The organism is Salinispora mooreana, from assembly GCF_000379065.1.
Taxonomy (GTDB): Bacteria; Actinomycetota; Actinomycetes; order Mycobacteriales; family Micromonosporaceae; genus Micromonospora; species Micromonospora mooreana.
Window position 1 is genome coordinate 606,789 of record NZ_KB900614.1, and the last position, 22,739, is coordinate 629,527.

At 69.4% G+C, this 22,739-nt stretch carries 20 protein-coding genes and 2 tRNA genes; 5 read left to right on the forward strand and 17 right to left on the reverse strand.

The annotated features are described in order from the left end of the window. Positions 1–286 precede the first annotated feature (286 nt). Both SALPAC6_RS29910 and SALPAC6_RS0102865 read left to right on the forward strand, forming a co-directional pair. The gene (locus SALPAC6_RS29910; RefSeq protein ID WP_018251944.1) at positions 287–568 is read left to right on the forward strand and encodes a hypothetical protein; all 282 of its coding nucleotides are present in this window, start codon (positions 287–289) and stop codon (positions 566–568) included. Continuing rightward, positions 553–750 carry a hypothetical protein gene (locus SALPAC6_RS0102865; protein ID WP_223874416.1) on the forward strand — a complete coding sequence of 66 codons (198 nt, stop codon included), beginning with the start codon at positions 553–555 and terminating at the stop codon, positions 748–750. The genes SALPAC6_RS29910 and SALPAC6_RS0102865 overlap by 16 nt, the downstream gene beginning before the upstream one ends. A gap of 32 nt (positions 751–782) precedes the next feature. On the opposite strand, the gene SALPAC6_RS0102870 is transcribed toward SALPAC6_RS0102865, so the two are convergent. The 4 genes from SALPAC6_RS0102870 to SALPAC6_RS29310 all read right to left on the reverse strand — a co-directional run bounded on the left by SALPAC6_RS0102870 (position 783) and on the right by SALPAC6_RS29310 (position 5,538). Next, positions 783–1,748 (reverse strand): FAD-dependent oxidoreductase, encoded by a 966-nt coding sequence (locus SALPAC6_RS0102870; protein ID WP_018251946.1) that lies wholly within the window; start codon positions 1,746–1,748, stop codon positions 783–785. Between the two features lie 1,147 nt (positions 1,749–2,895). Then, complete coding sequence (locus tag SALPAC6_RS27140; protein ID WP_018251948.1) at positions 2,896–3,231, reverse strand: PPC domain-containing DNA-binding protein; 336 nt, start codon at positions 3,229–3,231, stop codon at positions 2,896–2,898. Between the two features lie 7 nt (positions 3,232–3,238). Continuing rightward, positions 3,239–4,645 (reverse strand): helix-turn-helix domain-containing protein, encoded by a 1,407-nt coding sequence (locus SALPAC6_RS0102885; protein WP_317888981.1) that lies wholly within the window; start codon positions 4,643–4,645, stop codon positions 3,239–3,241. A 752-nt stretch (positions 4,646–5,397) separates the two neighbouring features. After that, positions 5,398–5,538, reverse strand: coding sequence for a hypothetical protein (locus SALPAC6_RS29310; protein WP_162561511.1), 141 nt, complete (start codon positions 5,536–5,538; stop codon positions 5,398–5,400). A gap of 378 nt (positions 5,539–5,916) precedes the next feature. Between SALPAC6_RS29310 and murC the strand changes: the two genes are divergently transcribed. Then, a complete protein-coding gene (gene murC, locus SALPAC6_RS0102890) occupies positions 5,917–7,362 on the forward strand; it encodes a UDP-N-acetylmuramate--L-alanine ligase (protein WP_018251950.1) in 1,446 nt (481 codons plus the stop codon). Between the two features lie 3 nt (positions 7,363–7,365). Here the strand turns inward: murC and SALPAC6_RS0102895 are convergent, their stop codons facing one another. Further along, positions 7,366–8,697, reverse strand: coding sequence for a UDP-N-acetylmuramoyl-tripeptide--D-alanyl-D-alanine ligase (locus tag SALPAC6_RS0102895; protein ID WP_223874417.1), 1,332 nt, complete (start codon positions 8,695–8,697; stop codon positions 7,366–7,368). A gap of 255 nt (positions 8,698–8,952) precedes the next feature. Between SALPAC6_RS0102895 and SALPAC6_RS31135 the strand changes: the two genes are divergently transcribed. Continuing rightward, positions 8,953–9,228: a hypothetical protein gene (locus tag SALPAC6_RS31135; RefSeq protein WP_397539756.1), complete on the forward strand. Its 276-nt coding sequence runs from the start codon at positions 8,953–8,955 to the stop codon at positions 9,226–9,228. Here the strand turns inward: SALPAC6_RS31135 and SALPAC6_RS0102905 are convergent. The 4 genes from SALPAC6_RS0102905 to SALPAC6_RS0102920 form a co-directional block, all read right to left on the reverse strand. Then, positions 9,185–9,261: transfer RNA gene (locus SALPAC6_RS0102905), tRNA-Ile, on the reverse strand. The two genes, SALPAC6_RS31135 and SALPAC6_RS0102905, sit on opposite strands and share 44 nt — an antisense overlap. A 141-nt stretch (positions 9,262–9,402) precedes the next feature. After that, the gene (locus tag SALPAC6_RS0102910; RefSeq protein ID WP_018251952.1) at positions 9,403–10,644 is read right to left on the reverse strand and encodes an NAD(P)/FAD-dependent oxidoreductase; all 1,242 of its coding nucleotides are present in this window, start codon (positions 10,642–10,644) and stop codon (positions 9,403–9,405) included. Continuing rightward, complete coding sequence (locus SALPAC6_RS0102915; protein WP_026189271.1) at positions 10,634–12,784, reverse strand: MMPL family transporter; 2,151 nt, start codon at positions 12,782–12,784, stop codon at positions 10,634–10,636. Before SALPAC6_RS0102915 ends, SALPAC6_RS0102910 begins: the two co-directional genes overlap by 11 nt. 191 nt (positions 12,785–12,975) lie before the next feature. After that, positions 12,976–13,048 (reverse strand) — tRNA-Asn (locus SALPAC6_RS0102920). A gap of 228 nt (positions 13,049–13,276) precedes the next feature. Between SALPAC6_RS0102920 and SALPAC6_RS0102925 the strand changes: the two genes are divergently transcribed. Next, positions 13,277–13,597: a hypothetical protein gene (locus SALPAC6_RS0102925; RefSeq protein WP_018251954.1), complete on the forward strand. Its 321-nt coding sequence runs from the start codon at positions 13,277–13,279 to the stop codon at positions 13,595–13,597. On the opposite strand, the gene SALPAC6_RS0102930 is transcribed toward SALPAC6_RS0102925, so the two are convergent. The 8 genes from SALPAC6_RS0102930 to SALPAC6_RS0102965 all read right to left on the reverse strand — a co-directional run bounded on the left by SALPAC6_RS0102930 (position 13,557) and on the right by SALPAC6_RS0102965 (position 22,707). Continuing rightward, positions 13,557–14,366: an ABC transporter permease gene (locus SALPAC6_RS0102930; protein ID WP_018251955.1), complete on the reverse strand. Its 810-nt coding sequence runs from the start codon at positions 14,364–14,366 to the stop codon at positions 13,557–13,559. The two genes, SALPAC6_RS0102925 and SALPAC6_RS0102930, sit on opposite strands and share 41 nt — an antisense overlap. A 12-nt stretch (positions 14,367–14,378) precedes the next feature. Continuing rightward, positions 14,379–15,179, reverse strand: a complete 801-nt coding sequence (locus SALPAC6_RS0102935) for an ABC transporter permease (protein ID WP_018251956.1) — start codon at positions 15,177–15,179, stop codon at positions 14,379–14,381. A 47-nt stretch (positions 15,180–15,226) separates the two neighbouring features. After that, a complete protein-coding gene (locus SALPAC6_RS0102940) occupies positions 15,227–16,159 on the reverse strand; it encodes an ABC transporter ATP-binding protein (protein ID WP_018251957.1) in 933 nt (310 codons plus the stop codon). A 101-nt stretch (positions 16,160–16,260) separates the two neighbouring features. Further along, positions 16,261–16,797, reverse strand: coding sequence for a hypothetical protein (locus SALPAC6_RS0102945; RefSeq protein ID WP_018251958.1), 537 nt, complete (start codon positions 16,795–16,797; stop codon positions 16,261–16,263). 48 nt (positions 16,798–16,845) lie between these two features. Further along, positions 16,846–18,759: a DNA primase gene (dnaG, locus tag SALPAC6_RS0102950; protein WP_018251959.1), complete on the reverse strand. Its 1,914-nt coding sequence runs from the start codon at positions 18,757–18,759 to the stop codon at positions 16,846–16,848. 107 nt (positions 18,760–18,866) lie between these two features. Further along, a complete protein-coding gene (locus SALPAC6_RS0102955; protein ID WP_018251960.1) occupies positions 18,867–20,492 on the reverse strand; it encodes a BCCT family transporter in 1,626 nt (541 codons plus the stop codon). Positions 20,493–20,597: 105 nt separating this feature from the next. Then, on the reverse strand, positions 20,598–21,431 hold the full coding sequence (locus tag SALPAC6_RS0102960) for a siderophore-interacting protein (protein WP_018251961.1): 834 nt from the start codon (positions 21,429–21,431) through the stop codon (positions 20,598–20,600). A gap of 19 nt (positions 21,432–21,450) precedes the next feature. Then, a complete protein-coding gene (locus SALPAC6_RS0102965; RefSeq protein ID WP_018251962.1) occupies positions 21,451–22,707 on the reverse strand; it encodes a deoxyguanosinetriphosphate triphosphohydrolase in 1,257 nt (418 codons plus the stop codon). Positions 22,708–22,739 lie beyond the last annotated feature (32 nt).

Sequence of the window (22,739 nt, forward strand, 5' to 3'; positions counted from 1 at the left end):
TATTCCTCACCCACCTGAGGCTGACACGCCCAAAAGCAGCGGGGCAGACCTGAGCCTCTACGCCGTCCTGCGCGAACTGCAATACCTACTCGCGACCTGGCTCGGGTTCTGCCCCCTCTGCCACCAACTCGTCCCAACCTAACAAAGCACTACTAGCAGGATCGGGCAGGAGTCCATCGCGGCGTACCTCCAGGCGGTGCAGGGCGCGTGAAAGGACTACGCCGAGCAGGGCGGCCGGGCGCTGACCGAGTTCCAGGCGTTCTGCTATCACCAGCCGTTCACCAAGATGGCGTACAAGGCGCACCGGCACCTGCTGCGGCACTGCGGACTGGACGCCGAGGCGGCTGACGTGGACCGGGCTGTCCAGCCGACCACCGCGTACAACTCGGTGATCGGCAACAGCTACACCGCTTCGATGTACCTGGGCCTGGCCGCCCTGCTGGACAGCGCGGTCGAGCTGAACGGCCGGGCGGTCGGCCGCTGTATGGCCAGGCGGTGCCGTGGCTCGGGTAGGAGGTCGTCGAGGACCTCGTCTTGGTGGGCCGTGCCTCCTTGGACGATGAGGTAGACGAGGAACTCCAGGGCCTGGGGGCGGAGGTGTTGGCCGGCGGGGACCCCGAGGATGGTCGGTGGGCCGAGTACGCGGACGCGCACCCGGTGCGCTCCGGCAGCGGCTTTCTCTTTGGCCGGTCGGTGCGTCGGGTGGCCTCCAGGTGCGTCAGCGCCGACTACGGGGGCAGTCCCGGGTGAATTCCCGGGTTCGGCGTCGTTCATCGATGAGATCAGCCAGACACCCTGACCAGAGAGGAGGCAACTTCCAGGGCGCACCCCCAGGAGAGGGTGACGCCGGCTCCGCCGTGTCCGTAGTTGTGGATCACCCTGGTGCCNNCGATTCGGCGCTCTTCGACGCGTACGTATGGTCGGGTNGGCCNTANGCCGACTCGGTGCTCGATGACCCGGGCCCTACGAAGGCGCGGTTCGATCTCGGCACAGCGTGCGACGATCGCTGCGGCGATGTCCGGATCGGGCCGCGGGTTCCACGCGTCGGGTTGGGCGGTGCCGCCGAGGACCAGTGTCTCGCCCTGCGGATAGAAGTGCAGCAGGTCCGGTGAGAGCCCGGTGTCTTCGGAGAAAAACTCGGTGATGCCCGGGTTGTCGACCACGACGAGCTGCCCGCGGATCGGGGCCAGGTCGGGGTCGGGTACGAGGTCGTGGGCGCCCATCCCGGTGCAGTTGACGACCACTGGGGCGACATCAACGGTCTCATCGAGTGAGTCGACCCGGCGGATCGCGATCTCGCCGCCAGCTTTCCGGAGCCGCTCTCGCAGGTAGCCAAGGTAAACCGGCATGTCGACCAGCGGAGCCGTGTAGCGCCACCCGGTGGCGAAGCCGTCCGGCAACTCGTCCGGCTCACACATCCTGAATCCATCAAGCTCGTTTCCCCACTCCGGCGGTTCGACCGGCTTGCGGGACGCCTCGACGCCGGAGACGAGCCGTACACCGGTCGCCGTGTCGGTCGCGAGTTGCCGCAGGACGTCAAGCGTCTGGGCGCTCCAGACACGTACCCGGCCGACAGGTTCGACGAGGTACGGACCCCACATCGCCCCGGCCGCGTACGAGGTGGTCCGCTCGGGTGACTCGGCTGCCCAGATCTGGACCCGCAGCCCGGCTTCGGCGAGGCAGATGGCGGTGGTGAGGCCGGATACGCCAGCGCCGACGACCAGAGCGTCAAGATCGATGCTCGTCATCGTTTGACCGTAGTGTCAGGCCGGTTGGTGCGCCAGTGCCTTCTCAAGGTCGGGGAGCACGTCGGCGACGCTCTGGTTCCGCTTCCGTCGCGCGCCGATGCGCCTGGCGGACCTCGCCGCCGCCGGCAGCCGCGCTGAGCAGACCACCTGACCCCGCCAAGCGCCGAACCACGCACGGCGGCCGGACACGCCCGCACAGGCGGGGCGACAAGGACCGCCCGCTGACCCGACGGCCCCGTCCAGGCGCGGCGAGCGGTAGCCGTCCGCGCCGGCTCCCAACGATGGAGGGCGGAAGGTACCTCTGCGCTCGCGGTGACAGCAAGAATTCGAAACTGTCAGCGGCTCTCCAGCAGCCCGCGTGAGTTGTGGTGAGTCGCTGGCAGTCCGAATCACTCCCCGGTGACAGCGCTCGGAGGTACCGTCCCCGCCTCCCGGACGCCAGATAGAGCGACCCGCCACGAGTCGCCCCTTCCGCATCAATCAGATCAGTCGCGCGACTCCGCGTAAGAGAGGAAACCGCATGAACGAAGGACTCCGACCCCCACAGCTTCACACGCTTTTCGGAGGACCGTTGCCACCGCGTCGTATGACGACGAAAACGCCGTCCGGAGCTATCCTGACGACCCGCATCCCGGTACCGCGAATAATAACGGCGGCGCGAAACACGTCCCCACCAACAAGAAGGAAACGACGATTCCGATGCGGATCGTACGCGTCGACACCATTCCCATGACCGCCGAAGACCTCGATAACGCCGCCGAAGCCCTCGCCGTCCTCCTCAACCACTTCCGGCGTGAGCACCCCGACCTCGCCACCTGAACCCCACCCGAACCCAGCCCAACGGCGGCCCACCCCGCGTGGGCCCGCCCACCACCGAACGCCCCGGCCTCAAGAAAGCACTCGACGCGGCAAACGCCGGCCTCTACGACGTCCGGGCTCACGTCGGGCTCACTTTGGCTGCCGCTCTGCCTGAGCCGCTCCGGGATCTGCGAAGTACAGTCCGAGCACCTGAGTCGGCCAGGTCGGTTGGCTTGGCCTCGCCGCGTGGGCCGACCTGAGTCCCCGCTTTCATGGCACGCTTACCTACTGCCAGCTTGTGGAGGGGTAGCGATAGGTGATTGGGCTATTCCTTCTGACTCTGGCTACCCTACTCCAACGGGATCGTGTACGCGTGCACGAAGAAGGTTTCGACGCGCGCCCAGTGCAGGTGACCGGCAAGTGCTCCGTCGCCCTCGCGGCCGAGGACCACATGCACATGGACCTTGCCGTCCCGGATCTCGCCGGTGCCACTCAACTCGAATGGCTGCCGGTACTCGTTGACGATGTCCGTGCTTGCGTCGTCCGCAGGCATGTTGCTGATCGCGCACCCCTCAACAGCACCGATGAGAGAGACGATTGCGCCATTCGCTATGCCCTCTTCCGCTGCACGCCGGGTAAGCGTGTCGATTACTTCTTCACCAGGCTTGACGCTCAACAGCTTCATCGACTGCTTATCCAATCTTTAGAGGAGTGGCACCGGCCAGCACTGCCGCATATGCGCGCAGGTTTTCGCGGCACGGTTCGTTCTTGACAGCCAACATCAGAGCGGATCGCATCCGCGTATCCTCTACGTCTATGCACGTCGCGAACAGTACGGCGCTGCACCATCGGGCGGCGGCGTCCCGGTTGTTCGCAAGCTCATCGGAAAGACGGCGCGATGCCCACGCTTTCGTGCCGTCACCTTCACCAAGCGTCCAGTCGGCTGCATGTGTGTTTGTCGCGCCGGATAGATCGGCTGCTCGCTCCCACGGCAGTTCCAGGACTCGGCTGGCGACGGCTGTGACGTAGAGGTGTCGGGCGTCTCGGTCGCTGCGGATGGCCGAGATTGCCGCATCGCTAAGGTCAGCCGCTCCCAACTTGGCGAGGATGCCGGCGGAGTTGACTCTGAGGACTGCGGTGGCACCACTACGCATCCATGCGGTCAGGCCCCGGCATGCTTTCTCGTTTTCGGCTGCCAGAGCGCTGATGGTGAGATCGGTGACGTGACTGGTCTGGGCGGTAGCGAGGAGATGCCCGCTGCCCTGGGCGATGTCACCGAATACGCGGTGGGCGACGAGAACGTCGGTCAGTGCCGGGTCCATGAATCGGTAGGCTCCGCCTGCTGTTCGTAGGACGTGTGGGTGCGCGTTCAAGCGATGAGAAATTGACTGCGGGATTCGGGAAGGATCCAGCTCGTCCTTACGGTTTTGCCAAAGGTGCCATGCGAGCCAATCGACGGCTTCGTGGTCACCAATTGGCTGGGCGGGAATCGAAGGGTCGTACAGAAACCCGCTGGCGGCGGTGGCGGCCGTCGAGGAAAGGAACTGGCGGCGGTTCACTGTGCCCTCTTTCTCGTCCAGCTCTTCGTTAGCGGCTGGCAGTGCGAACCACAATCGGTCTTCCGGTATGTGTAGCACTGCTGCCCACTGCGCCAAGCGGTCAAGGTGGACGACGGGGGGACCGTTCTCGATCCGGCTTAGTTGAGCTTGGCTCATGCCGACCCAGGAAGCGGCCTGATCTTGAGATATCGGATGGCGGCCATGGTAGGGGTGGGTTCGCCAGGCTCGGATCACTCGGCCCATGTGGCGGTCTTGTAGCGCTCGAGCAAGGACGACCTCGCTCCAAAAGTCGGCCGGAACCTTCGGCGCTGACTCTGGGTGCTGTCGGTCGCGGGACGAGCAGGGTGAACAGCGGCCATCGGTGTTGTCGCGTGCGAGCCGTGCGCCGCAGCGGCAATAGCGGGTCTGGCGGGTCGATGTCATCTTGGCGTCCTTGCGTGGCTGCCGAGCCTTGATGGTAGACAGTGCCTCTCCAAGATCCCATCCGAGTGTCGGTTGTGCCCATGCATGAGGTGCATATCGACATCCATCCTCTGTCATGTTGCCCAAGGTCCGCCCCACGGCATCGTGTCGTAACGATAAGCGATAGGTCGATTACGGCGTTGCGGCTCCTGCTTTGCGCTGCTCAGTCCACGCAGGCAGGCGGTCGGCACGTTGCGCTAGGCCGGACAACGCCCGGTCTTCCGCCCGCAAGGCGTACGACCACCAGCGTGAAAGGCGGTTGAGGATGGCCATGTACCCCGGCGGCGAACAGGTAGATGCCGCGCAGGTCGCGCTTGAGCGACACGCGGTGTCGAGCGCGGATGGTAGGTGTCTGAGCTGCGGAACGGCGGGGCCGTGCGCTTCCCGGGAAGCAGCAGTGTTGGTGTTCACGCGATCACTACGTCTGCCCAGCCGTCGGCCCGGGGCTACTCGCCCGGAGCTGGTCGGCGCGCGTCGTGTCGGTGTGCCCATGCTGCTCGCGGCGCGGTAGGTGGTCGTCATGGCAGTTGCCACCGCTGCGCTTATCCCCCTACGCGCTGCTGCGGAGCCGGTGACGCCAGCAACGGTGGCGGATGCTCTTCGGTTGCTGGGGGCTCGGTTAGCGAACACGCGTAGGGCTGCCGGCGTCAGACAGGTGGACCTCGCCCGGATGGTTCTCGCTGGTCGCGCAGCACGGTCGCCAGCGTCGAGACGGGACGGCAGTCAACTCCACGAGAGTTCTGGTTGGCGTGTGATCTTGCTCTGGGTGCCGGTGGTTTGTAGGTGGCCGCGTGGGCGGAAACCGAGATGCTGTCGAGCCGCTTACGCGATCAGAGAGCGATGGAGCGGATCCGGCTGCGCTTGTCTGAGTCGCCGCCAAGGTGCGTATGTGCCGCGATCTTCAACTCCTGCTTAATGAAGTAGCAGTAGCTACGTCGGCGGCGCACCTCGGCCGCTCGTCCGTCGTCCAAGCGGATGGAAGACAGCGCCGTGGATGACGACGCGGACCTGAGCCGTCCTCGGCACCGTCCGTATCGGTCACGCCGCCTCCCGCGCGGCCGGGCGTCCGGCATGCCGGTCAGGGCGTAGGCGCAAGCGCCTGACCCCTGGGCCGACGATGCCGCCTGCGGGCTACCTGCCGTCGCTTCGGGCCGCTCCACCGTCTGCTTCGGCGACACGGGCGTCGGATGGCCCGACACAGATCGATTGGACTCGCGCGGCCGAGACGGTGACCCGAGGTCAGCTCGACCGCGTGCAAGGAGTCGCACGAGTGGAAGGAGTGAATCCCTCTAGCACGTCAGCTCATGGCACGAACCCGTCAGCTTTCACACAGAAGGAGACACGGCACCATGACCGACACGATCACTGGTAACCCGACAATCGAGGCGTACACCGGTCCGATCGACCTGTCCCGTCCGCACTTCGTGGGCATCGGCGGTTGCGCGATGTCCGGCCTGGCGCGGCTGTTGGTCGAGTTGGGCCACGAGGTCAGCGGCAGCGATCTACGTGACTCGGCCGCGCTGGCGGCGCTGCGTGCAGCCGGCGTGCGAGCGCAGGTTGGGCACGACCCGGCGCGCACTGAGGGCGCTAGCTGCGTCGTCTACACCACCGTCGCGCAGAACGCGCCCGAGGTGCGTGCGGCCCGGGTCGCGGGCGTCCCGGTGGTGCATCGGGCGCAGCTCCTCGACGTGTTGGCCGCCGCGCGGCGGCTGGTGGCGGTGTCCGGATCGCATGGCAAGTCCACCACGGCGGGCATGCTCGCTCACATCCTGCGCACGCTTGGGCAGGACCCGAGTTACCTGATCGGTGCCGACGTGGCCGAGGTCGGCTCGGGCGCCCACCTCGGCGCGTCTCGGCTGCTGGTGGCGGAGGCGGACGAGTCGGACCGCTCGTTCCACTTCCTTACTCCGTCGATCGCGGTCATCACGAACGTGACCGACGACCACCCGGAGAACTTTGTCAGCCACGCCGAGGTTCTGCGGGCCTACGTCGGGTTCGGCGGCCGGGTCGCCCCCGACGGGTTCCTGATCGTCAACGCGGATTGTGTGGGGGCGACGGTGGCCGCCGATGTGATCGCCGACGAGCGTCCCGACCTGACGGTACTGCGCTATGGCTGGGACCGGACGGCGGATGTGCGGCTGTTGGACGTGCACGCCGAGGGCTGGAGTGTGTCCGCGACGGTGCGGATGCCGAACGGAACAGAGGTCCGGCTGACCTTGCCGACTCCGGCGGCGCACCACCTGGACAACGCGGCGGCGGCCATTGCGTGCGCGGTGGCGCTGGGCCTGGACCCCGTCGACGTGGCCGGGGCAGTGTGCTCTTTCGCCGGGGTGCGTCGGCGGTTCGAGCACATCGACACCCGCGCCGGGGTAACGGTGATCGACTCCTACGCCGATCACCCGCACGAGATCGCCGCCGATCTGGATGCCGCGCGCACCCTGGCGCGGGGTCGGGTGTTCGTGGTGTTCCAGCCATCCGGACACGCCCGCGTGCTGGCGTTCGGGGAGCGCATCGGCGGCGTTCTGGCGGACAAGGCCGATCACGTCTTGCTCCTGGATGTGCACGGCACGGTGCCGACCGGTCGACCCGTGGCGGACACCTCCGCGATCGTGGCCCGGCTGCGCGAGGGCGACTACTGCCTGCCGCTCGGCCCGGACCAGGCGGCGCGGCTCATCGGGCGGATGGCTGGCCGCGGTGACGTGGTGCTGACGATGGGCACCGGTGACGTAACCGGCTACGGTGCGGCGATCCTTGACGCTCTGAGCAGCCGGAGCGAGGTCGCGTTGTCCGCGTGAGTGCTACGCCTGGGTGGTGACGGCGCCGGGTTCCTCGATTAGCTTGTCCGCGAGCGCGAGGAGCCCGGCGCTGTTGGCTGCCTTGACCAACACCACGTCGCCCGGCCGCAACCCGTCGCGCAGCAACTCCCACGCCTCGGCTACGTTGCCCGCCCGGTCTAGGGCCGTGCCGTTGCCGGCTGCTCCGGTCGCGTACTGCTCGGCGTCGGCTCCGCCGATGGCGACTAGCCACCCGGCTCCGATCTCGGCCACCTGCTGCCCGATCTCGCGGTGCACCTGTGCGGCGTGGTCGCCCAGCTCGGCCATCTCCCCGAGCACCGCGACCGCCCGCCGCCCGTCGCCGGCCATCGCGTGCAAGGCGCGCAACGCGGCCCGCATCGCGTCGGGCGCGGCGTTATAGGCGTCGTTGATGACGGTCACCCCGTCGGCGCGGGTGCTGACCTGCATGCGGCCGGGCGACACCGCCTCGGCTTGTGACACCGCGTCGGCTACCGCCTCGATCGGGTGCCCCAGACCGAGAGCGACCGTGGCGACGGCCAACGCGTTGGACGCCTGGTGCAGCCCGTAGAGACGCAACCGCACCTCGGCGGCCTGGCCGTCATGCATCAGCCGGAAACCGGCGCGGCCCAACTCGTCCACGGTCACGCTCTCGGCGCGCACGTCAGCCGGGTTGTCGATGCCGTAGGTCAACACCCGGGCGCGGGTACGGCTCGCCAGCGCGGCCACCAACACATCGTCACCGTTGAGCACGGCCAACCCGCCGTCGCGGGCGTCGGGCAGCGCTTCCACGATCTCACCCTTGGCCTGGGCGATGTTCTCCACCGACCCGAACTCGCCAAGGTGCGCATGTCCGACGCGGGTGACGACGCTGACGGTGGGCGGAGCTATGCGGGTCAGATACGCCACATGCCCGATCCCCCGTGCGCCCATCTCCAACACCAGATAGCGGGTATCGGCGGTGGCGCGGGTGACCGTGTACGGCAACCCAAGCTCGTTGTTGTTCGACGCCCGGTTGGCCACCGTGGCACCCCACACGGGCAGCACCTGGGCGAGGATGTCCTTGGTCGACGTCTTGCCCACCGAGCCGGTCACCCCGATCACGGTGGTCTGCGGCAGCCGGTCCACCACCGCGCGGGCGAGTCGCCCGTAGGCGGTGGGCACGTCCTCGACGACCACGGCGGGTACTCCAACCGGCCGTGACGCCAGCACCGCCGCCGCACCGGCCTCGATCGCCTGGGCGGCGAAGTCGTGCCCGTCGACGCGCTCACCAGGCAGCGCCACGAACATGCCGCCGGCCTCGACACGGCGGCTGTCGAACACAACTGGGGCGGTCACGATCACGCCTTGGGGAGCGTCGTGGACGGCTCCGCCGACAACGGTCGTGATCCCTTGCAGAGTCATCGGAAACACGTGATGAACCTACCGCCTGCGGTCGGCGGAACGAGGGCTGTAGCCGGATCGCGGTTGTCTGCGCGCCGGTAGCTACTGGCAATAGCCCAATTGGCACGATGCCAACTGTCGCTAGCGCTACTGGCACTGTGCCAAGCTGTGTTTTATGTACCGCAATTCGCCTGCCGGTCGCCGGTGGTCGTGATCGTCGACGAGTTGGCAGAGCTGTACCTGGTCGCCTCCCGTGCGGACAAGGACGAAGCGCTGCGGGCGACCACGAACCTGTTGCGATTGGCGCAGCTCGGCGCGGCCCTCGGCGTGCACCTGATCCGCCGGGCTCACGTCGGGCTCACAGCGGCCCTCTGTATCGACGCCGAGCAATGGAAAAGATCGCAAGAGTGGCAAGAAACACCAGGTCAAGCGCGCTTCTTGATGGTGGGGCGGGCGGGACTTGAACCCGCGACCGAGGGATTATGAGTCCCCTGCTCTGACCAGCTGAGCTACCGCCCCGGTACCGCGCTGGATCGTACCCGCCTGGTTGATCAATGGCCAGCACACACCAGCTTCCCTCGGTCACGGCGCCAGGCGCTGTAGCACGATGGGCAACGCGAGGATAACAGTGTGCTCCCAGCCCGCTCGGCCGAGGAGCTCTCAGGCCGCTGACCGCAGGTACGCGAGGACCGCCCCGGCGGTACGCCAGCCGCTGGCCAGCGCACCCTGAATCGACGGGCTGTCCCGGTGGTCGCCGGCGACGAAGAGACCGTCGCCGAGAGCGACCGGCCGCCGCAGCCGGCCCTGTGGCGGTGGCGCGGCGGGGAGCGCCCCGGCGATGGTGACGGTGCTCAGGTGAGCCCAGTCGGCGGTGGACTGTCCGTAGAGGCGGGCCAGCTCGGTTCGGATCACTGGCTCGGGCGGTACGGCCGGGCCCACCATCGAGGTGGCGACGAGGTGCCGCCCCTTCGGCGCGTACGTCGGTGCCGCCTTGCTGACAACGACGGTGTTGGCGATCAGTTCTCGGCGGTCACCGTCAACGAGCAGAATCGGCTCCGTCAGCGGCGCTGTCTCGGTGGCGTGGTACCAGGTCGTGTAGCTGTGCATGCGTACCGCGGACAGCGCCGGCAGCAGGGTGGTCGCCGTGGATGGGTCGACCGCGACCACGACGGCCCGGGCGGTGATGGCACCGGCCGGGGTCCGCACCCGGCCCGGCGCGACGTGGTCAACCGAGGTGTCCAGGTCGATCAGGTCGGCGGGGAGCGGGGCGGCGATCGCGTACGGCAGCGCGGCCATTCCCTCGGCAGGCAGCCCGATGCGGCCCCGGACGAAGGAGCGCAGCACCAGCGCGAAGACGTGGCTGGAGGTCTCCAGCTCGCGCTCCAGGAACACGCCGGAGAGAAACGGCCGCAGCAGCTGCTCAATGATGGTGTCGGAGAGGCCGGCGCGACGCAGTGCCGCCTCGGTGGTGGTCTCCGGGGCGTTGAGTAGCTGCCGCGCGGGCAGCGTGGCGGCGCCGGTGGCGAGTGCGGCGAAGCGGAGCCGGTCGCGCAGCGACCCGACTCCGGCGAGCAGGGTGGTGGGCGCGCCGACGGGCTCGCGGAGCGGGTTGACCAGTCTGCTGCGGGTGTCGCCGTGGCGCACCAGCACCCCGGGGACGAGGTACCCGAGGTCGAGCTGGTTGACGTCCAACAGGGTGCCGAGCCGCGGGTACGCGGTGTTGAGCACCTGGAAGCCCCGGTCGAGTCGGAATCCGTCAATGAGGTCGGTGCCAACCCGGCCGCCAAGCCGGCCGGTCGCTTCGAGGAGCCGCCAGGGCACCCCGGCGCGGTGCAGCCGGCGCGCCGTCGCCAGCCCGGCCAGGCCGCCACCGACGATCACCACGTCGGTATCAACCGGCATCGCGGGACTCCCGTTCTCCGTTGGTCCGGGCCAGCCGGCTCGGCCACCAGATCTTCGGCCCGATGTCGTACGCGAGGGCGGGCACCAGCAGCGAGCGGACGATGATCGTGTCGATCAGGACGCCCACGGCGACCGCCACGCCCAGTTCGATGAGCACCACCAACGGGAGTACGGCCAGTGCGCTGAACGTCGCGGCGAGCACGATGCCGGCGGAGGTGATGACGCCGCCGGTGACGACGAGCCCGTGCAGCACCCCGGAGCGGGTCCCCCGCCGCACCGCTTCCTGCCGGATCCGGCTCATCAGGAAGATGTTGTAGTCGATGCCGAGGGCGACCAGGAAGACGAAGGCGAACAGCGGGAAGGAGGCGTCCACACCGGGGAAGTCGAGGAGGTACTTGAAGATCAGCGCGCAGAGTCCCAGCGTGGCACCGTACGAGAGCAGCACGGTGGCGACGAGCAGCAGCGGGGCGAGCAGGGCGCGCAGCAGCAGCGCCAGGATGACGGCGATGACGCTGAGGACCACCGGGATGATGACGTTGCGGTCCCGGGTGGAGGCGTCGGCGGTGTCGATGTTGATCGCGGTGACGCCGCCGACGACCGCGTCGGCGGCGGGTACGGCGTGGACCGCCACCCGTAGGTCGCGAATGGTCTCTTCGGCGCCGTCGGAGTCGGGTGTGTCGGCGAGGGTCGCCTCCAGTTGCACGATGCCGTTGACGACTTTCGGCGGCTCGGTCGGCCCTGCACCGCCTTCCGAGTCCGATTCCGAGCCTGGACCGGCGCCGGGACGGTCGGTGACGGGTCGTACCGCCACGACGCCGGGCGTCTCCTGGGCCACGGCGGCGACCTGCTCGGCGGTCTCCTGGCGGGTGAAGATGATGGCCGGGCTACCGGTGCCGGCCGGGTAGTGTCGGGCGATCGTTTCCTGGCCCGCGACCGAGTCCGTCTGCTCGGTAAACAGGTCGCTCTCGCCCAGTGTGGTCACACCCAGCTGGGTGAGGCCGAGGGAGAGCGCGGCCAGCGCGAGCGCGGTGACCAGCCACACCGTGCGGGACCGACGGGCTACGAACCCCGCGACGCGCCCCCAGATGCCGTGTTCGGTCTGTGGCTCGGCGTGGTCGAGTGGCGGCTGGCGCGGCCAGAACACTCGGCGTCCACCGAGCACGAGCAGCGCGGGTAGGAGGGTGAGCATCACCAGCAGGGTGGCGCCGATGCCGATGGCGGCGACCGGTCCGAGTGCCTGGTTGGAGCTCAGGCTGGACAGCAGCAGGCAGAGCAGGCTGGCGATGGTGGTACCGGCGGAGGCGGCGATCGCCGGGGCGGCGCCGCGCCAGGCCGCCAACATGGCGGCGGCGGGCTTGTCGTGCCGGTGTAGCTCCTCCCGGTACCGGGCGATCAGGAGCAGGGCGTAGTCGGTGCCGGCACCGAAGACCAGCACGGTGAGGATGCCCTGCGCCTGCCCGTCGAGGGTCAGGATGTCGGCCTCGGCGAGCCGGTAGACGATCGCCGTGGCCACCGAGAAGGACATGCCGGCGGCGAGCAGCGGGAAGATCCACAGCACCGGGCTGCGGTAGACGACCAGCAGAATGAGGAGCACCACGCAGAGGGTGACCAGCAGCAGCGTCCCATCGATCGCCGAGAAGACATCGATCAGGTCGGCGAGCAGGCCGGCCGGCCCGGTGACGTTGACGGTGAGCCCGTCTCGATCCGCACCGACGACGGTGCGCAGCTCCGCCACGACGTTGGCGATCTCCTCGCCCCGCTCGTCGTCCACCGGGACGATCAGCTGGACCGCCTGCCCGTCCGCGCTGGGAATCGGCGGCGGTAGTGGGCCGACCACACCGGGCACTTCGGCGATCTCGGCCGTGTCGGCGGCGATCTGCTGCTGGTCGGCGTCGGTGATGCCGCTGGTGCGTTCGTAGACGATGAGCGCCGGGGTGGTCAGTTGGTCCACGAAGAGTTCGGAGAGGTCCTGGGCCCGGGTCGCCTCGGCGTCGGTGGGGAGGAAGGCGGCGTTGTCGTTGGTGGTGACCTCACTGAGTCTGCCGGTGTACGGCCCGGCGAGGCCGCCGACCACCAGCCAGGCGAGCGTGATGAGCAGGGCGACCAGCACGCCCCGACCCGCGGCCCCTTTCCCGGACATCCGCACCCACCCGATGCGCCTTCCGGCGCGTTAGGGGTCTTGGTTGACGTCTCCCATCCTGCCCTCCGGCTCCCGCTCCGATCCCGAAAACACCGGTAAGGGCCACTGCGGGGTGATGCGCCGGACTGATGGTCCGGTGCCGGCACAGGAAAGCCCACCGACCTGGGCCGGTGGGCTTGATGGGGAGGGAGCTCCCCCGTTTGGACTCGAACCAAAAACCTGCCGGTTAACAGCCGGCTGCTCTGCCAATTGAGCTACGGGGGATCGTGCCGACGCCCAGCCTCCGGATCTCCGGTTCGCCGTGCGACGGGACAAGAGTACAGGACCACCGGGTGCCTCGGTCGAGGGGGTTAGCGCGCCGTTGCGGGTGCTACCGCGGGAATTCTGTATCCATCATTCAGGATGTTCCGGATAAATCGGCGTCAGGGCACCCGGAGACCAGCGCGGGGAGCAGGATGGGGAGTTAGCACATCAGGTACGGAGGGAGCCGCTATGCGCGGAAAGGTCATGTTCCTCGGCGGGATGGCGGTGGGATTCGTCCTGGGCGCCCGCGCCGGCCGGGAAGCGTACGAGGAGTTGGTGGTGTGGGGTCGCAAGATCCTCGACCACCCGACCGTCCAGGAGGCGGCGGGAGTGGCGCAGGCACAAGCGAACCGGTTCTACAGCGAGAGCCGAGACAAGCTCGGTCAGTCCAAGCTGGGCGAGACCTTCGGCGGTAACGGCCAGCGACGGGGCCCCACCGCCGCGGACGACCCCTTCGCCGGCACACCGGTTACCGATAGAGCAACCGGCTCATCCGGCGGGATGCGATAAAGAGGCCGATGGCCAGGACCACCAGCAGGTATCCGATGTCGAGCAGCCAGGTCCAGCCACTGCCGCCGACGGTGATCCCCCGGATCAGGTGCACCGCGCGGTAGAGCGGAGTCACCTCGACCAGCCAACGCAGCAGTGTCGGATAGGCCTGCGCCGGGATGAACGTGCCGGAGAAGAGGAAGAGCACGAACTGCGCCGACCCCAGCAGGTCGAAGTCCTGCCAGCTCCGCATGAAGGTGGCGATCGTCATGCCGATCGCCCCGAACGTGAAACCGACCAACACCGCCGCCGGGAAGGCGACTGCCGCCCGGGTGACGGTGGTCAGATCCATCACGACCATCACCACGAGGAACGCGCCGGAGTAGGCGCTGCCCCGGAGCATCGCCCAGGCCAGCTCACCGAAGGCGATCTCAAACGGCTGCACCGGAGTGGCGATCACCCCGTCGTACAGCTTCATGTACTTCATCTTGCCGAAGAAGTTGAAGGTGGTCTCCGCGAACGATCCGGTCATCGCCGACGAGGCGAGCATCGCGGGCGCGACGAACGCCGCGTAGCTGACGACGGCTCCGCCGGGCAGCGTAAGGTCACCGACCAGCGCCCCCACCCCGACCCCGATGGAGAAGAGGTAGAGCAGCGGCTCGATGAAGCCGGAGACCAACAACAGCCAGTAGATCGACTTTAGGGCCGAGAGGTTCCGTTCGGCCACCGAGGCCGACCGTCGCGACGCCGCCGAGACATCCATCAGCCGGGGCAGCACCAGAGCGACCATGACGCCCCTTTCCTAGACGACGAGCCTGCGGCGCAGGGCACGGTGGGCGAGCAGCCACCCACCGGCAGCCCAGGCGGCGAGGTACAACAGATGGCCGGTGACCGACCAGACCGGCGCGGTGCCGAGCGTGGCCGCCCGGCTCAGGTCAACCGCGTGCCAGAGCGGCGTCGCGTACGCCAGCCAGCGCAGCCCCACCGGCAGCGACTCGACCGGGAAGAAGACCCCGGCGAAGAGCGTCATCGGGATCACCGCGAACCGGAACAGCAAGGCGAGCCAGCTGTCGCTGGAGGCCGTCGCCGCGTAGGCGAAGGTGGGCGCGGCAACGGCCAGGCCGAGCAGCGCCGCCACCGGTAGCGCCAGCACCGCCCACGGCGAGCGCAGGGCCCCCAACACCCCAGTCACCAGCAGAAACACCGCGGCTGAGGTCAGCACCCGGAGCAGCACGAAGGCCAGCTGACCGGCCACGATGTCGGCAACCCGCAGTGGCGCTGCGTGCTGCGCAAAGTAGATCTTTGTCCACTGGAGGCTGCTGTAGACCGGCCAGGTGGACTCGGCGATCGCCACCTGCAACGCGGTGGACGCGAGCAGCCCCCCGACGATCCACTCCAGGTAGGAGACGCCATCGACACCCTGGTCGATGTAGGCCCCGACTCCCACGCCGAAGCCGAGCACGGTCAACGTGGGGAGCAGGAACGACGAGAGCGCTCCGCCCCGCCAGGTGCGCCGGTAGCCGACCAGGTGGTATTGCAGCACCGCCAACGCCGGCACCCGGGCTGGGCCGGGTCGGGCCCGCCTCGCCGCGAGTTGTGTCATGCCTTCACTCCCCATCCACCCGGCCCCCGGCCCGGCTCCTCGCGGCCTCAGTCGATCAGAGTGCGGCCGGTGAGGTGCAGAAAGACATCCTCCAGGCCGCTGCGCCGCACCAGCACGTTGAGCGGGTGCAGGCCGAGCGCGGTCACCTCGACCACCGCCGCGTCGCCGTCGGGCACGTAGAGCAGGATCCGGTCGGGCAACACCTCGACCCGCTCGCCGAGCTGTTCGAGCTTGCTGACGAACGGCTCCTGCGACTCGCCCGCGAAGCGCAGCTCGACCACCTCGCGGGTGGAGTGCTGCTCGATCAGCACGCGGGGGGAGCCTTCGGCGACGATCCGCCCGCCGTCCATCACCACCAGCCGGTCACAGAGCTGCTCGGCCTCGTCCATGTAGTGCGTGGTGAGCACCAGCGTGACACCCTGCTGCTTGAGCTGGAACAGCCGCTCCCAGACCAGGTGCCGGGCCTGCGGGTCGAGACCGGTGGTCGGCTCGTCCAGGAGCACGATCTCGGGCTCGTTGACGAGCGCACGGGCGATGGTGAGCCGCCGCTTCATGCCACCGGAGAGCGGCTCCACCTTACTGTCGGCCCGCTCGCTGAGCTGCACGAAATCGAGCAGCTCGGCGGCGCGCAGCCGAGCCACCCGGCGGGGGATACCGAAGTAGCGGGCGTAGGTGATCAGATTTTCCCGGACGGTCAACTCCGGGTCGAGCGTGTCGAGCTGGGGGCAGACACCGAGGCGGGCCCGGATCGCCGGCCCGTCTCGCACCGGATCCATGCCGAGGATGCGCAGCTCCCCACCGCTGGGCGGCGAGACACAACCGATCATGCGCATGGTGGACGACTTGCCGGCGCCGTTGGGCCCGAGGAAGCCGAACGCCTCCCCGGCCCGGACCGCAACGTCGATGGCGTTAACCGCGGTGAAGCCGCTGAACCGCTTCACCAGCCCCCGCGCCTGGATGAGTGGTTGAGCCGTGGTCACCCCCTGACCCTAGCCACCCGGTCCGACACTCCCTACCGGGTTTTTGCCCAGCCCGTCGGTCCAGATCCGCGGCGGGGCCCCGCTGCCGCCGGGCCGCGTTGTCACGCCTCCAGGGCGGTGGTCGCGGCGCGGGCCGCGGCGACCAGGCGCTCGGTCTCCGCACGGACCGCCGGATCGTCAACCGGGGTGCCCGGCTCGTACCGGACAGTCCAGGTCAGCCCATCAACCCCCGGCACCCGCCGGCCGACCACCCGGCCCGCACCGCCGGGCACCGAGTGCGCCTCGGTGTACGCCACCGAGCGGGTGACCCGTTCCCGTACCTGATGCGGCAGCTCCCCCGGGTCCAGCAACGGGTAGGCCTCGGCGGGTCGGTCGGCCACCACCAGGTAGCCGTCCCGCTCGACGACGGGCTCGGCGGCGGTGACCACCAGCTCCCGTCCAGACCAGACCGCTCGGAGGATGTCGTGCCAACTGAGCCGTTCCGCACGCCGGGGTAGCCACAGCCCGAGGTTGGTGGCGACCAGGACGCTGCCCTCCGCGCAGCCACCGGCGGCAGCCCAGGCGAGCACCCGTTCCCCGGCGACGAGCGGCGGACGGTCTGCCGGCGACAGCTTCGGCCGGCGGCGAAACAACCCCATCTAGCACCCTCCCACGGCTACCGGCCCCGTACCTGCCGGCGGTCGGCCTCACAGCCCACCAGCGGCCTGCTCACGCAACGCCCGGGCATGTTGCTCGAGGGACAGCAATTCGCCGAAGGCGGCGAAGTACTCGTCCTTGTGGCTGACCGGATTTATCCGCTGAATTCTCGACTTGAGATCCCGGATCCGGCCGGTCACCGCCCCCCACTGGAGGCGGGCCATCGTCACCGACACATAGCGTGGATCGAGCTCCCCGTCGATTCGCAACGGCTCGACAGCCAGCTCACCGACGAGCGCCTGGGCGGCGAGGTCCGCGCAGGCGTGGCGGACCGACTCGATCCAGACCGCACCGCCGGTGGCCGCCGCCGCTCCCCCGGCCGCCGCCACCGCCGCCCGGACCTCGACGTGCACGGGATGGCGGTACTCCGTGGCCTCCACGGCGTCGAACATCGGCCCGGCGAGCACCGGTGCCTGAAGGGCCAGCTTCAGCGCCTCCCGCTCGACGGCCGCCTGTGGGCTGTCCGCCGGTGACTGCGGCGGTGCCGAGGCTCCGCGGGGCGCGGTGTTGGCCTTGCCGGGGGCGGTGTTCGCCTTGCCGGGGGCGTGGGCGGCGGCCAGCACGGCCCGCTGCACCGGCTCGATCTCCATGCCGAGGTCCCCGGCGAGCTTGCGGACGTACTCCGGGCGCTTCTCCCGGTCTTTGATCTTGGCGACCAGCGGGGCCGCCCGGCGCATCGCCTCCACCCGACCGTCAACGGTGTCGAGGTCGTGCCGGCCGATCACGTGCCGCAGCGCGAAGTCGACCAGCGGTTCACGGCGCGCGACCAAGTCCCGGACGGCCAGCTCCCCCTTGGCCAGCCGCAGCTCACAGGGGTCCATCCCGTCCGGGCTGACCGCGATGAAGGTACGCCCGACGAAGCGCTGATCGTCGTCGAAGGCACGCAACGCCGCCTTCTGCCCCGCCGCGTCCCCGTCGAAGGTAAAGATGATCTCCCCGGCGACGGCGTCGGTGTCCAGCAGCAGCCGGCGCAGCACCCCGATGTGGTCGCCGCCAAAAGCGGTGCCACAGGTCGCCACGGCGGTCGGCACCCCGGCCAGGTGACAGGCCATCACATCGGTGTAGCCCTCGACCACGACCACCTTGCCCTGCTTGGCGATCTCCCGCTTGGCCTGGTCGATGCCGTAGAGGACATGGGACTTCTTGTAGATCGGGGTCTCGGGAGTGTTCAGATATTTCGGGCTGTCGTCGTCGGCAAAGAGCTTGCGGGCGCCGAAGCCGACGACGTCACCGGTCAGGTCCCGGATGGGCCAGAGCAGCCGGCGCCGAAACCGGTCGATCAGGCTGCCCGACCGGGCCGGCCGCGACAGCCCGGCGGTGACCAGCTCGTCGTGACTGAAACCCTGCTGGCGCAGGTGGCGGGTCAACAGGTCCCACCCGTCGGGCGCGAAGCCGCAGGCATACCGCTCGGCAGCGGCCTTGTCGAAGCCGCGTTGGGCGAGGAACTCGCGGGCCGGCCGGGCTCCGGCGGTGGTTAGCTGCGCCCGGTAGAACTCGACCGCGGCGGCGTGCGCGGCGATCAGCCGCTGCTTCTGCCCCTGCTGCGGTCGGGCCCGGGGGGTGGTCTGGTCGTTGGCCACGTAGCGGAGCTGAAGGCCGGCGCGGCCGGCCAACCGCTCGACGGACTCGACGAAGCTGAGGTGCTCGGCATCCATCAGGAACTTGATGGCATCCCCGCCGGCGCCGCAGCCAAAGCAATACCAGACGTTACGGGCCGGTGACACGTTGAACGACGGACTCTTCTCGTCGTGGAACGGGCAGAGCCCCTTCAGGTTGCCGCCACCGGCGGACCGCAGGGTGACCGTCTCGGAGATGATCTCCGCGATCGAGGTGCGCTCGCGGACCAACGCGATGTCCTCGTCCCGGATCCGCCCCGTCATCTCCGCCACCTCCTCGCCGTACATCCTGCCCTGTCCGACCGACGTCTCGGTGGCCGGGGGACGCGGGTACGGCGACCGCCACCCGAATCCCCAGAGCGGGACCCGCGGCGTGAGACCAGGATGGTCGGGGACTACTCCTCCTCGTCTTTGGTCAGGCGGGCGTGCGGGTCCTCCTCCTTGGTCGAGCGGGCGTGGTGCAGGGCATCGGCAAGCCCGTGCCGGTGGGGCGGGCGCGCCCGCACCGCCGGGTCCTGGAGCATCTCCTTGACCAGCGACATGGCGAGGCCGAGCATCACCACCACGAACGGCAGCGCAACCATGATCGTCGCCTGTTGGAACGCGCTCAGCCCGCCGGCCAGCAACAGCACCGCAGCGGTTCCACCGATCAGCACGCCCCAGGTGACGACGATCACCCGGCGCGGGCGCAGCGCACCTCGGGAGGTCAGCGACGCGAGCACGAGAGAGGCGGAGTCGGCGCTGGTGACGAAGTAGAGCGTCACCAGCACAATGGCCAGCACGCTGGTCAACGCGCCCAGCGGCAGCGCCTCGAGCAGCCCGAAGAGCGCCTCCTCGGTGCCGGCGGCGGTCTCGGCGACCAGGTCCGCGTCGCCGTTGGCCTGCACCCGCAGCGCGCTGCCGCCCAGCACCGCGAACCAGACCACGCTGGCCCCGCTGGGCACCAACAGCACGCCGATCAGGAACTGGCGTACCGTACGACCACGGGAGATGCGGGCGATGAAGGTGCCGACGAACGGCGCCCAGGAGATCCACCACGCCCAGTAGAAGACCGTCCAGGAGCCCAGCCAGGACGGCTCGGAGAAGGCACCGGTCCGGGTCGACATGAAGATCAGGTTGCTGAGGTAGTCACCGATCGAGGCGGGCAGCACATCAAGGACGTAGACCGTCGGGCCAACCACGAAGACGAAGAGCATTAACAACACCGCCAGCACCACGTTGGTGGTGGACAGCCACTTTATGCCCCGGTACAGCCCGGAGAAGGCCGAGACGACGAAGGCCAGGGTCAATGCCCCGATCACCACCAGCTCCACCGCCCTGCCGCTGGGGATCCCGGCGACCCGGTTCAGGCCCGCGGCGACCTGGAGCGCGCCGAGGCCGAGGCTGGTCGCCGAGCCGAAGACCGTGGCGAAGACCGACAGCAGGTCGATCATCCGCCCGATCGTGCCGTCGGCTCGGGAGCCGAGCACCGGGCGGAACACCGCCGAGATCCGGTTCTCCCGCCCCTTGCGGAAGGTCGAGTAGGCCAGGGCGAGCGCCACCACCGCGTAGATCGCCCAAGGGTGCAGGGTCCAGTGGAAGAGGGTGAACTGCATGGCGACCGAAGCGGCGGCGCCGGTCTCCGGCTCGGTCCCGGTGGCCGGCGGCGGCGAGGCGTAGTGCTGGATCGGCTCAGCCACGGCGAAGAAGACCAGGCCGATCCCCATCCCGGCGCTGAACATCATGGCGATCCAGGCCAGGGTGGTGAACTCCGGCCGCTCGGTCTCGGCCCCCAGCCGAATGGTGCCGAACCGGGAGAGGGCCAGCACGAAGGTCAGCACCAGGAAGGCGTTCGCCGCGACGACGAACAACCAGCCGAACGTGGTGATGACCCAGTCCAGGCCAGACTCCCCGACGCTGGAGACCAACTCGGGCGTCCAGACCCCCCAGGCCACGACGGCCAGCACACCGCCGACGGCCAGGCCCAGCAGCGGTCGGTCCACGCTCCTGCCGGCGGCCCGCTGCTCCGCCCGCTCGTCCATGTCCACCCCTTCCGATGACGAGCCGCTGCCCGCCGCTCCACCGACGCCCCCTGCCATCCTGCGGGTGGCGGGGGTAGCACCGGGGCGAAATCGGAACGGTCGGCGTCAGGTCGGGGTGGCGACGGACTCCTCGGCCTCGACCTGACGGTTCCACTCCGCCTTGCTGGCCCGCCAGCCCTCGTCGTCCACTCCGCGACGCCAGTAGCCGGAGATGGAGAGCCGCTCGCGCGGAACCTCCCGCTCGCCCCGCAGCAGCCGCCGCAGCTCCCGAACGAAGGTCGCCTCACCGTGCACGAAGGCGTGCACCCCGGGTGGGAAGTCCAGCTCCCGGACCGCCGCGACCAGCGCCGCGCCGACCGGCCGGTCACCCCGGTGCAGCCAGGTCAGCCGCACCTGCCCCGGGCTGGGCAGCGGCTGCTCCTCGGCCGGCCCGCTGGTCTCGACCAGGACGGTGGCCGGCGCGCCGGCGGGCAGCCGTTCCAGGGCGACGGCGATGGCCGGCAGGGCGCTCTCGTCGCCGACCAGCAGATGCCAGTCGGCGTCGGGGCTCGGGGCGTACGCCCCGCCCGGGCCGACGAAGTGCACCGGGTCACCGGGGCGCAACGCCGCGGCCCACGGCCCGGCCAACCCCTCGTCGCCGTGGTACACCACGTCCACGGTCAGCTCGCCGGCGTCGGCGTCAAAGGCCCGTACGGTGTACGCGCGCAGCCGCGGCCACTGCGTGGCCGGCAGGTCCCGACGGATCGCGGCCACATCGATCGGTTCCGGGTACACCGCCCCGGGCACCGGGAAGAGAATCTTGATGTAGTGATCAGTAAACTCGCCGACCGGAAGTCCGGCCAACTCGTCGCCGCCGAGGACCAGCCGAACGACATGCGGGGTAGGCCGTCCGATCCGGACGACGCGGGTGGACGTGACCTTCTTCGGACGATCCGTCATGCGGTTAGGTTAACCTAAGTCAACCGACCCCGACGGCGCCGGTCGGGCCACCAAAGAACCGGGAATGCCACTGCACCGCCATCGGATCCGTCAACGACGCCACCTGATCAACCACCACCCGTAGCCGGGCCGCATCATCTCCGGCAGCCCGCCACAGCGGGGCGAACACCGCGTCCAACGCGTCGGGGGCCCGGTCGGCCAGGCTCGCTACCAGGCCGGCGAGAAGTTGCCGCTGCCGCTCGTGCCGGGCGGCGGAGCCGGGGCGACGCAGCACGTACCGCAGGGCGATGCCCTTGAGTAGCGCGCACCGGGCCCGGACCTCGCGCGGCACGACCAGGTCGGCGGCGCACCGCCGGTGCGGGCCGGGACCGAACCGCCGCCGGGTGGCGGCCACGGCGGCGGCGACGAAGCGACCAGTCAGCGCGCTGGTGGTCGCCTTCAACGCAGCCTGTGCCCGGTGACTCCCGTCGTAGCCGGCGAGCGCCACGAGCAACGGATCGGCGAGCAGGTCAACCAGCACCTCAACGAGGTCGGCCGGAGACTCGCTGGAGTAGGTCGCCGCGACGTCGGCACCCAACGCCGCCCGCTCGTCGGCGTCGGCCAGCAGCGGACGCAGCGTCACGTATCCACCGTGGATGCCGTCCTCGACGTCGTGCACCGAGTACGCGACGTCGTCGGCCCAATCCATCACCTGTGCCTCCAGACACCGCCGCCCGTCCGGCACGTCGGCGCGCAGCCACTCGAAGACCGGGCGATCGTCGGCGTACACGCCGAACTTGCGCTCGCCCGGCCGGCGCGGCCACGGATACTTGCTGACCGCGTCGAGGGTGGCCCGGGTGAGGTTCAGGCCGGCGGAGGCGCCGTCCGGGCCGATCACCTTCGCCTCCAGGCGGGTGAGCACGCGCAGCGTCTGCGCGTTGCCCTCGAAGCCGCCGCAGGTCGTGGCGAGGGCGTCCAGCGCGTCCTCGCCGCTGTGCCCGAACGGCGGATGCCCGAGGTCGTGGGCGAGCCCGGCGGTGTCCACCACGTCGGGATCACAGCCGAGCCGACTGCCCATCTCGCGGGCGACCTGGGCGACCTCCAACGAGTGCGTCAACCGGGTGCGGAGAAAGTCGTCGGTGCCGGCCGTGTGCACCTGGGTCTTGGCGGCGAGCCGCCGGAAGGCCGCCGAGTGCAGCACCCGGGCGCGGTCTCGCTCGAACGCCGACCGGCCCTGCCCGGTGTCCTTCGCGGGCTCGTCCACCCACCGCCGCTGGTCCGGGCCGACCGGATTCATGCCGCCAGGCTACGCCGGCCGACCGACCGGCA